The sequence below is a fragment of the Azospirillum sp. B506 genome (genome assembly GCF_000333595.1).
GTDB lineage: Bacteria > Pseudomonadota > Alphaproteobacteria > Azospirillales > Azospirillaceae > Azospirillum.
Map to the genome: position 1 here is coordinate 1 of NZ_BADK01000089.1, position 9,020 is coordinate 9,020.

The 9,020-nt window shown below is 65.2% G+C and carries 10 protein-coding genes; 4 read left to right on the top strand and 6 right to left on the bottom strand.

The window, feature by feature from the left end; genetic code table 11:
- The 4 genes from I71_RS03125 to I71_RS03140 all read right to left on the bottom strand — a co-directional run.
- A partial coding sequence (locus tag I71_RS03125; RefSeq protein WP_199902097.1) for a hypothetical protein occupies positions 1-770 on the bottom strand: 770 nt, incomplete at its 3' end.
- A 780-nt stretch (positions 771-1,550) separates the two neighbouring features.
- Positions 1,551-2,525, bottom strand: coding sequence for a glycosyltransferase family A protein (locus I71_RS03130; RefSeq protein ID WP_244433601.1), 975 nt, complete (start codon positions 2,523-2,525; stop codon positions 1,551-1,553).
- Positions 2,526-2,624: 99 nt separating this feature from the next.
- Entirely contained in the window at positions 2,625-5,042 is a 2,418-nt protein-coding gene (locus tag I71_RS03135; RefSeq protein ID WP_042690433.1) for a glycosyltransferase, read from the bottom strand.
- A 117-nt stretch (positions 5,043-5,159) separates the two neighbouring features.
- Positions 5,160-5,651, bottom strand: coding sequence for a low molecular weight protein-tyrosine-phosphatase (locus I71_RS03140; RefSeq protein WP_042690436.1), 492 nt, complete (start codon positions 5,649-5,651; stop codon positions 5,160-5,162).
- Positions 5,652-5,906: 255 nt separating this feature from the next.
- Here I71_RS03140 and cobB point away from each other — a divergent pair, with 255 nt between their 5' ends.
- Together cobB and I71_RS03150 are read left to right on the top strand one after the other, a co-directional pair.
- Entirely contained in the window at positions 5,907-6,647 is a 741-nt protein-coding gene (gene cobB / locus I71_RS03145) for a Sir2 family NAD+-dependent deacetylase (RefSeq protein ID WP_042690439.1), read from the top strand.
- Positions 6,640-7,266: a uracil-DNA glycosylase family protein gene (locus I71_RS03150; protein WP_375731170.1), complete on the top strand. Its 627-nt coding sequence runs from the start codon at positions 6,640-6,642 to the stop codon at positions 7,264-7,266. The genes cobB and I71_RS03150 overlap by 8 nt, the downstream gene beginning before the upstream one ends.
- Before the next feature lie 31 nt (positions 7,267-7,297).
- Here I71_RS03150 and I71_RS03155 read toward each other — a convergent pair whose 3' ends face one another.
- Positions 7,298-7,648, bottom strand: a complete 351-nt coding sequence (locus I71_RS03155; protein WP_083896940.1) for a metallopeptidase family protein — start codon at positions 7,646-7,648, stop codon at positions 7,298-7,300.
- Positions 7,649-7,789: 141 nt separating this feature from the next.
- On the opposite strand from I71_RS03155, the gene I71_RS03160 reads away from it, so the two are divergent.
- Together I71_RS03160 and I71_RS03165 are read left to right on the top strand one after the other, a co-directional pair.
- Positions 7,790-8,092, top strand: a complete 303-nt coding sequence (locus tag I71_RS03160; protein ID WP_042690445.1) for a 4a-hydroxytetrahydrobiopterin dehydratase — start codon at positions 7,790-7,792, stop codon at positions 8,090-8,092.
- 86 nt (positions 8,093-8,178) lie between these two features.
- Entirely contained in the window at positions 8,179-8,490 is a 312-nt protein-coding gene (locus I71_RS03165) for a polyhydroxyalkanoic acid system family protein (RefSeq protein WP_042690448.1), read from the top strand.
- A gap of 52 nt (positions 8,491-8,542) precedes the next feature.
- Here I71_RS03165 and I71_RS03170 read toward each other — a convergent pair.
- A partial coding sequence (locus tag I71_RS03170) for a tyrosine-type recombinase/integrase (protein ID WP_042690455.1) occupies positions 8,543-9,020 on the bottom strand: 478 nt, incomplete at its 5' end.

Below are 9,020 nucleotides of genomic sequence, written 5' to 3' on the forward strand. Positions count from 1 at the left end.
GGATGGTCGTCCAGAGTGACGACATCGGTGCCGATGCCACCCACCAGCGTCTCAAGCAGCGAGACAAGGATGGTCGAGCCGGTGTCGTCCAAGGTGACGACATCGGTGCCGATGCCACCCACCAGCGTCTCAAGCAGCGAAACAAGGATGGTCGAACCGGTGTCGTCCAAAGTGACGACATCGGTGCCGATGCCACCCACCAGCGTCTCAAGCAGCGCAACCTGGATGGTCGAACCGGTGTCGTCCAGAGTGACGATATCTGTACCGATGCCGCCCACCAGCGTCTCAAGCAACGAGACCAGGATGGTCGAACCGGTGTCGTCCAAGGTGACGACATCGGTGCCGATGCCACCCACCAGCGTCTCAAGCAGCGAAACCTGGATGGTCGAGCCGGTGTCGTCCAAGGTGACGACATCGGTGCCGATGCCACCCACCAGCGTCTCAAGCAGCGAAACCTGGATGGTCGAACCGGTGTCGTCCAAGGTGACGACATCGGTGCCGATGCCGCCCACCAGCGTCTCAAGCAGCGCAACTTGGATGGTCGAACCGGTGTCGTCCAGAGTGACGATATCTGTACCGATGCCGCCCACCAGCGTCTCAAGCAACGAGACCAGGATGGTCGAACCGGTGTCGTCCAGAGTGACGACATCGGTGCCGATGCCACCGGTCACCGTCTCAAGCAGCGAAGCCTGCAGAGTGTTGCCACCCTCAGCCAGTACAACGACATCCGTGCCCGCGCTGCCGATCAAAGTCTCAAGCAATGAGATCAACACGGTGTTGCCGGAAGTGCCAAACGTGACGACGTCTGTTCCGGTGCTGCCTATAATCGTGGAGTACCGATCGACCGTTTGGGTTATTCCGTTAGCACTGTTTGTACCAAGGTCAAGTATGCCGGCCACGGCGATCTCCTCTATTCAACATAGCGCGGAACAAGAATGTCAAGATTTGCACAACCAAAGATTGCATAGGCAAAGCCTACGCTTGTGCAATCTCAAGGTCGCCACTCTTCGCCCTACCAAGGGGGTAGGCCATTATCAACGAACTATTTGCTGCATTTTTTTACGAAAATGCATCACGAGGCTGAAGCATGAAGAAAAATGTGATATCAAGAACAATACGGCCATCTGAGCAATTTCGCTCATTCAGTTCTTAATGATTTTCTATCCATCAGCTTCGCGCGCACCACGCCGTACAATCAAGAAAACCACCAAAACATCAGGATTTAAGTTTTAAAACAATCAAAAGATGCGGCACAATCCCAGCCGCCTGCCATCGAGAGGCATGGGCCTGTGGGGCCTGTGGGGCCTGTGGGGCCTCAGTCGCGCGGTATGGTGAAACGCATTGCGGGACTTCCGCTAAACCCTATCGGCTAAACTCTATCGCCGGTTGTCCCGCAAGCCCACCGACCGGACTGTCATGCCGGAGGGCGCCCAGGGCTTCCTGCGTTCACAATGAAACGCAGGACGTTCAGGCCCTGTGTTCGGTGGTCGGATTCATGCTTCAACCGAGCACGGCTTTCCGCGATCCGATGGAAGGGGGACGATCCGCCCTCAATTCTCCCCGTGCAGCACGCTTCCCATCGCGTAGCCGATCTGGTGGTACAGCCCCACAACGGCGCGGATGCTCTCGCCTTCCAGCGCCTCGACATCCAGCGTGGCCAACTTGGCCAGATTCAGCATGAAATCGGCCTGGGGGACGTCCACGCCCAGACGGTCCACTGTCTTGCGGTTGGAAACACCCTGGAAGAACATGCGCCGCATAAGCCAGCGCCGGTTCAGCCGCTCGGGATGGATGCGGTGCAGCACGAAGGCGCTCGGCACGTAATAGGCTTTGGCTCCCGCCCTCCGCATATCCTGGAAGACAGTGCCTTCGTTGGACATCAGTCCCCCGCTTTTGCGCCCCATGTCGGTCGGAAATTGCCTGTCGGCCATCAGCGCCTTGCGAAAGGCGCAGTTCCCTTCGCCGAACCACTCCTGCAACTGGAGAAAGCGCGACTGGGTATCCCATCCCCACCGGCATGAGAAGAAATGCAACAGGTCGTCGCCCAGCCAGTCGGGACGGGGCTGATCGCCGAAATCCGGCTCGACCTCTCCGGCGACGATATCCACCGCATCGCCGAAGCGGAGAAATGGTTCGACCATCTGCCCCAGCCAGCCGTCGCAGGCCCTTTCGTCATCGTCGATGAAAACGATCAGCGGCGACAGGGCCTCCTCCACCCCGCGGTTCCGGGCAAAGGCGACTCCGCTGCGCTCTTCCAACAGGTAACGCAACGGGGTACGCCGCAGGGCGAAGAAGGGTTGCCAGCGCTCCACGATCGGGCGGGCTTCGCAGCGGGTTGAATTATCGACCACCAGAACTTCATGGACACCGTCCGGCAGGCGCTGCTCCAGCAGGCTGCCCAGACAGGCATCCAGCAGCTCGGGACGCCGATAGGTGCAGATGACGACGCTGGCTGCAAAAGCGGGCAGCGCCGGGCCGGCCGCCGCCGGTGACGGACCCGGTTGGGTCGATTCGGGTTCGGACAACGGATGCATCCCTCGCTTAGGCTCCCGTCAGGGCCGATGCGCCGGCCTTCGCCGTCGCGGCCCGGCGGGCGGATTGAACGGAATTGAATGACGGCCGCATCACCGGTCGGCATGCACGATCTTTACCCCCGGAAGTCCCCAGCAGGTGACCCCCATATCCTTGGCCATCGCCGCCAATCCTTCCGTCTCGATGTAACCGCGATGGCTGTAGGGCGGGAAGCACAACCCCTCCCGATGCAGGTCGGCCCGAACCAGCAGCGCCGTGCCGCCCACACCGTCCAGCGGCACGGCGCTGTCGTCCGGGAAGGAGTCGAGATAGCGGCGTCCGACGCCTCTCGGCGGCTGGAACAGGCCGTCGATCATATGATCGGGCCGCTCGCCGTCCGGTTCCAGGGCAAAGCTGTTGAGATCGAAGCTGGACCCGCTCGGCAGAACGCAATGCGGAGTGACGATGTCCCGCCCCGCCGCCAGCAGGCGCCCCAGCAAATCCGGCGGATAATGGACCAGGTCCACATCCAGCCACAACACCCAGTCCTCATCGTCGAGGGCGCCCTGGAGAAGACGGTTTCGCGACCGGGCGAGGATCTCGCGACGGGTGCGTTGGACGGCCGGCAGCCAGCGGGGTCCCTCGGGATGAAAACCGTAATCCCGGCGCAGCAGGGTCACCCGGCGGTAGCGGTCGCGCAGGGCCGGCACCCGTTCGGCCAGCCACGGATGGGTTCCGTCCACGCTGTCGCTTTCCAGGAAACCGAGAGACAGGCAGCCGGGGTCATGGTCGAGCCGGTCGAGCAGCCGCATGTAGCGGGGCAGATGGCTGCGCGCATCCTTGACCGGCGTCAATACCAGCACCTTGGCTTTCCGGAACGCCCCCGTGGAGCTTGCGGGGACCGCGGGGGCGCGGCCCGTCCGATCCGATGGAGGATGGGAATCGGAAGCCGGGCCGGGCCGGGCCATCGCCCTGCCATGGCGTCGGACGTCGTCGATCGGCAACCGCTTGGCCATTTCCCGCAGCAGCGCCTCGTAGCGGTCGCCCGTGAAGCGGCAGGCGGCGGTTTGCCAATGCTCATCGAAATGATCGGTGGCGAAGGTGTTGGCACCATGGACGACGTAGGTGTAGAGCCGGGGCATGTCCAGGCAGACCACACGCATGGTCTGCCGGAGCCGCTCCACCAGCGGGGTGTCCTCGCCACGCCGGAGATGCGGATAGCGGGGCATCGCCGCCTTCTCGCACAGCAGCGACCCCTCCCAGTATCTCTCGCGGGAAACCGCAAGCTTCTGCAGGCCAGGCCACCAGATCAACCACCGCCCCAGCAGGCAGGCATGGGCACCGGTCCGCGCAAGGACCATGTGCTGGACCTCCAGGCGCAGCGGGTCGTAGAGATCGTCATCGTCCCATTGGCAGACATAAACACCGTTTGCGCTGTCGACGGCGATGTTGCGCAACTCCCCAAGGGTCCGGCCCGGACCGGCGACCCGGACAAGGCGGATGTCCTCCCTGCCCGCGGCCCGGACCAGGGCGTCCAGCGGATCCTCCGCACCATCTCCATCGCGGACCACGGCGTCGCAGACGATGACCAGCTCCTTGTTCGGCCAACTCTGCCGCGTGAAGCTGCCGATCGCCAGGGACAGCAGATCCGTCCGTCCGCCGTCCCCGCCCTTGGTGACCATGAGGCAGGAGATGAGCGGCGGATCGCCCGTTCTTCCAGCAGCCCCGGTGGAGGCGGCCGGCAGCGCGGCGGTGTCATTCGTCACCACCGCCGTGACCCGGTCCGGCAATCTCGGGGTGCGTCCGGCATCGCCGCGGAACCAGGTGCCTTGCCAATAATGGATGGCATAGGCGTCCCGCGTCGCCTGCTCCCAGAAGACGAGGTCGAACAGCCTGCCGCTCCAGCAATCGTCCTTGGTGACCGGATAGAGCTGGCCCGGCGGCAGCACCGTCACCGCAGCCGCGCCCTCATTCCCCCCGGCATGGGAGGCCTCGTAGGACGCGAGGGCGCGCGTCAGCAGGAAAGGACCGGTCGCGTCGAGCACATCCGGGCAGTGGCGCGCCTCGACCAGCCGGTCCAGCAGATGATCCCAGAAAGGATGGCCCGGAACGGACGCGAGGAAGGAGGGGCAGAGGATGCGGGACAGCCCGCGCTCCACGGCCTTTGCCAAGCCGTCATGCTCCTCCGGCTCCAGCCCGACGAGGAAGCTCCGACGCTCCAGCAACCCGTCGATCGGGCGGAGGCATTCGAAATCGAGATCGGCGTACACACCGCCGAACCGGCGCAGAATCAGGTACCGCGCCAGATCGACGCGCGAGATCGGATCGGCATAGCCGCGGAAGACCGGCAGCAACGCCGGATGCTCGTCCTCAACGAAGCGTTCGATGTCATCGTCGGTCCAGAACCGATAGGCGAAGCCGGGATTGTGGTCGATCCAGCTTCGTTGAAATGCCTGGAATTCGCTCGGAACAGTCTGGCTTTTCCAGGTCTGATGGATCACATGCGGGATGACGGGGTCCACGTCGCTCATGTCCTTTTTGGGTGCCGCATCGAGCGATCCGGTTTCACTGGACCGCCATTGGCGCCGGTGACTCTCCGCCCGGCGGGCGCCGATCCACTGCGGCGCAGAAGGCGCAATGGCCGGGCTTCAGGCAAGCCGGCTTTCGACCTCCTTCAGCAACGCCTGCGCACCGGCATCGATCACGTCCAGCACCCGGTCAAACTGCTCCTCGTCCCCATAATAGGGATCCGGCACATCCTGTCCCTTCAGGTTCGTCGTGAAATCCAGGAAGAGCAGCACCCGGTCGCGTCTGCCCATCGGGGCCAGACGCTTCAATTGCCGGAGGTGACCGTGATCCAGGGCAAGGATCACATCGAACCGCTCGAAGTCCTCCGGAGCCACCTGCCGGGCACGCAGGCGCGAGATGTCGACGCCCCGCCGGCGTGCCGCTTCAACCGAGCGTGGATCGGGCGGTTCACCCACATGATAACCGTGGGTTCCAGCCGAATCGACGCACACACGATCGTCGATGCCGGCCCGGCGGAGGTGGGTGCGGAACAGGCCCTCCGCGGTGGGGGAACGGCAGATGTTGCCGGTGCACACGAAGAGCACGGACAGGACAGGCGCTTTCTGGGTCATGGGGCTGCCACGCAGACACGGACTGGCTCCGTTATTCCGCAACGCCCGGGGTTTTGGAAGCTCTCCATGCCGGCCCGATGCTTGGCCATCTCCGCGTTTCCCCCTTCCTTGCCATCTGCGGCTTTACTTCCAGGCGTGACGAGCGTACGCCGCAGCAGTCTTCCACATGACCGGTTTCCGAACCGTTAGAGTGCGATCGTTTCAAGCGGACCCGCCAGGCCCGTGACTCCGGTCGCCAGACATCAAGGGGATGCCATGCCCTCACCCGCGCTGACCAACCGCCTGCGTCCGACCGACCAGATCGTCATCCTGACCGGGGCGGGGATTTCCAAGGAATCGGGGCTGGACACCTTCCGCTGCGCCGGCGGCATCTGGAGCCAGGTCGATCTGGAGGATGTGGCGACGCCGGAGGGGTTCGCGCGCGATCCCAACCTTGTCCACCGCTTCTACAACGACCGCCGCCACGGCCTTGCCGACCCGGCGGTGCAGCCCAACGCGGCGCACAGGGCGCTGGCCGAACTGGAGCGGCGCTGGAAGGGCAACGTCCTGCTGGTGACGCAGAACATCGACGACCTGCACGAGCGGGGCGGATCGAAGGCGCCGCTGCACATGCATGGCGAATTGCTGAAAGCCTTCTGCCTGCATTGCCGTACGGTGGTGGAGGTGCGGGGCGATCTGTCGGTGCACGACCATTGCCTGACCTGCGGGCGCAAGGGCGGCATGCGGCCGGACGTGGTCTGGTTCGGCGAGATGCCCTATCAGATGGAGCGCATCCAGCGGGCGCTGGAGGAATGCGACCTGTTCGTCTCCATCGGCACGTCGGGCCATGTCTATCCCGCCGCCGGCTTCGTGGCGGAGGCCCGGTCGTCCGGCGCCTATACGGTCGAGCTGAACCTGGAACCGTCGGAGGGCGCCTCCTATTTCCACAGCTCGATCCACGGCCCGGCGACCCAGGTGGTGCCGGCCTTCGTCCAGGATTTGCTGACGCTTGTCTGACGAAACGGTGTCCGACGGGGTGATTGGCGGCGCTTCGGATCTCGACCGCCTGTTCGCACGGGTGCGCGCCTGCACGCTGTGTGCGGGGGTTCTGCCCCATGGCTGCCGCCCGGTGCTGCGCGGCAGCCCGACCGCCCGGCTGCTGATCGTCGGGCAGGCGCCGGGCGCGCGGGTGCATGCCAGCGGCACGCCCTGGGATGACGCCTCCGGCGACCGGCTGCGCAAGTGGCTGGCGATGGACCGTCCCGCCTTCTACGACGAAACGCGGATCGCCGTGGTGCCGATGGGGCTGTGCTATCCCGGGACCATGCCGAAGGGCGGCGATTACCCGCCGCGGCCCGAGTGCGCGCCGCTGTGGCACCCGCCGCTGCTGGCGGCATTGTCGGGCGTGCGGCTGACCCTGCTGATCGGGCAGTACGCCCAGGCGCGCTACCTGGGCGACCGCTGCAAGGCGACGATGACGGAGACGGTGGCGAACTGGCGGGAATACGGCCCGGCCTTCATGCCGCTGCCGCACCCGAGCTGGCGCAACACCGCCTGGCTGAACCGGAACCCCTGGTTCGAGGAGGAGCTGGTGCCGGCCCTGCGCCGCCGGGTGGCCGACGCGCTGGAGGGCTGACGGCGCCCTGCCCCACCTTTGCTCGCCCGCCCTACTCCATGGTCTCGATCCGCTCCATGTCCTCGTCGGAGAAGCCGAAATGATGGCCGATCTCGTGGATCAGGACGTGGCGGACGATGGCCGGCAGCTCCTCCCCCGTCTCGCACCAGTAATCCAGGATCGGACGCCGGTAGAGGAAGATCATGTCCGGCCCGCCGCGCAGGTCGGCGACGCTTTGCCGCGTCAGATCCACCCCGCGGTAGAGGCCCAGCAGGTCGAATGGGCTTTCCAGCTCCATCTCCCGCTCGGTATCCTCATCGGGAAAATCCTCGACATGGATGACGAGGTTCCCGACCGGGGCGAGCAGCTCCGCCGGGATGGTGTCGAGCGCCTCTTCGGCCATGCGCTCCAGGTCTTCGACCGTGGGCGGAACCGTATGGGGACCTGAAGGTTTCCGTATCATGCCGCAGAAGGTAGCGAACCGCCGCCCGTTCGCCAAGAAGCTGCGGGCGGCAAAAGAGTGATTGAGGAAAGGGAGGTCATCATGTCCGATCGCCTTATCGGCGCACCCCGCCAGACGGCGCTGAAGGAACTGCACGGCTGGGCGGAGGTGTTGGAGCGCGACGCCATCCGCAAGACCTACCATTTCGCCGATTTCCCGGCCGCCTGGGGATTCATGAACCAGGTCGCCCTGCTGGCCGAGAAGACCGGCCACCATCCCGAATGGTTCAACGATCTCGGCCGGGTCGAGGTGATCCTCTACACCCGCAGCGCCGACGCGGTGACCCAGGCCGACATCGACTTCGCCCACCGCCTGGACCAGATGGCGCCGCTGCACGACCGCTGAGGGACCAAACGCCCGCCACTGGCGTTACTCTTGTCCCGCCGCCGACTGGACGGCGGGACACCACGCGCAGTGCGGAGCCGCCGACGATGCCGAAACCCCTGACCCTGTCCATTCCCCACTCGCTCGGCCGGGCGGAGGCCAAGCGCCGGCTGGTCGACGGCATGGGCGAGGTGCGGGCCCGCCTGAGCGCGGTGGCCGCCAGCGTCGACGACAGCTGGACCGAGGACCGCCTGAACTTCCGCGTCGTGGCGCTGGCCCAGACCATCGCCGGCCACATCGACGTTCTGGACGACAGCGTCGAGATGGAGGTGCAACTGCCCTGGGCACTGGCCCTGCTGGCCGACAGGATCAGGAACAAGGTCACGCGCCATGGCACGCTGATGCTGGAGAAGAAGTAAGGATATGTGAAGGCAATCGAAGCCTGCACATCCCCACATATCCTTACCTCCCCTACCCCTCCGACGCCTCTTCCACCTTGCGGCGCGCCAGCGGGTGGTGGTCGTGCATGACCTTCTTCAGCCGTTCCGTCACCACATGGGTGTAGATCTGCGTCGTCGCGATGTCGGCATGGCCCAGCATCTTCTGGACGGAGCGCAGGTCGGCGCCATGGTCCAGCAGATGGGTGGCGAAGGCATGGCGCAGGACGTGGGGACTGACCTTCTCCGGGTCGATGCCGGCGTCGATGGCCAATTGTTTCAGCAACTGGGCAAAGCGCTGGCGTGTCAGGTGCCCTTCGGCCGAACTGCGTGACGGGAACAGGAAGGGGCTGTGCCCGGCTTCCCCCCCTGCCCCGCCGCTCGCCGGGATGAAGTGGCCGCGGAACGGGATGTAGCCGGCCAGCGCCGCCAGCGCCGGGTCGGACAGCGGCACCATGCGCTCCTTGCCGCCCTTGCCGCGCACAAGCAGGCCGCGGCCTCGCGCATATCGC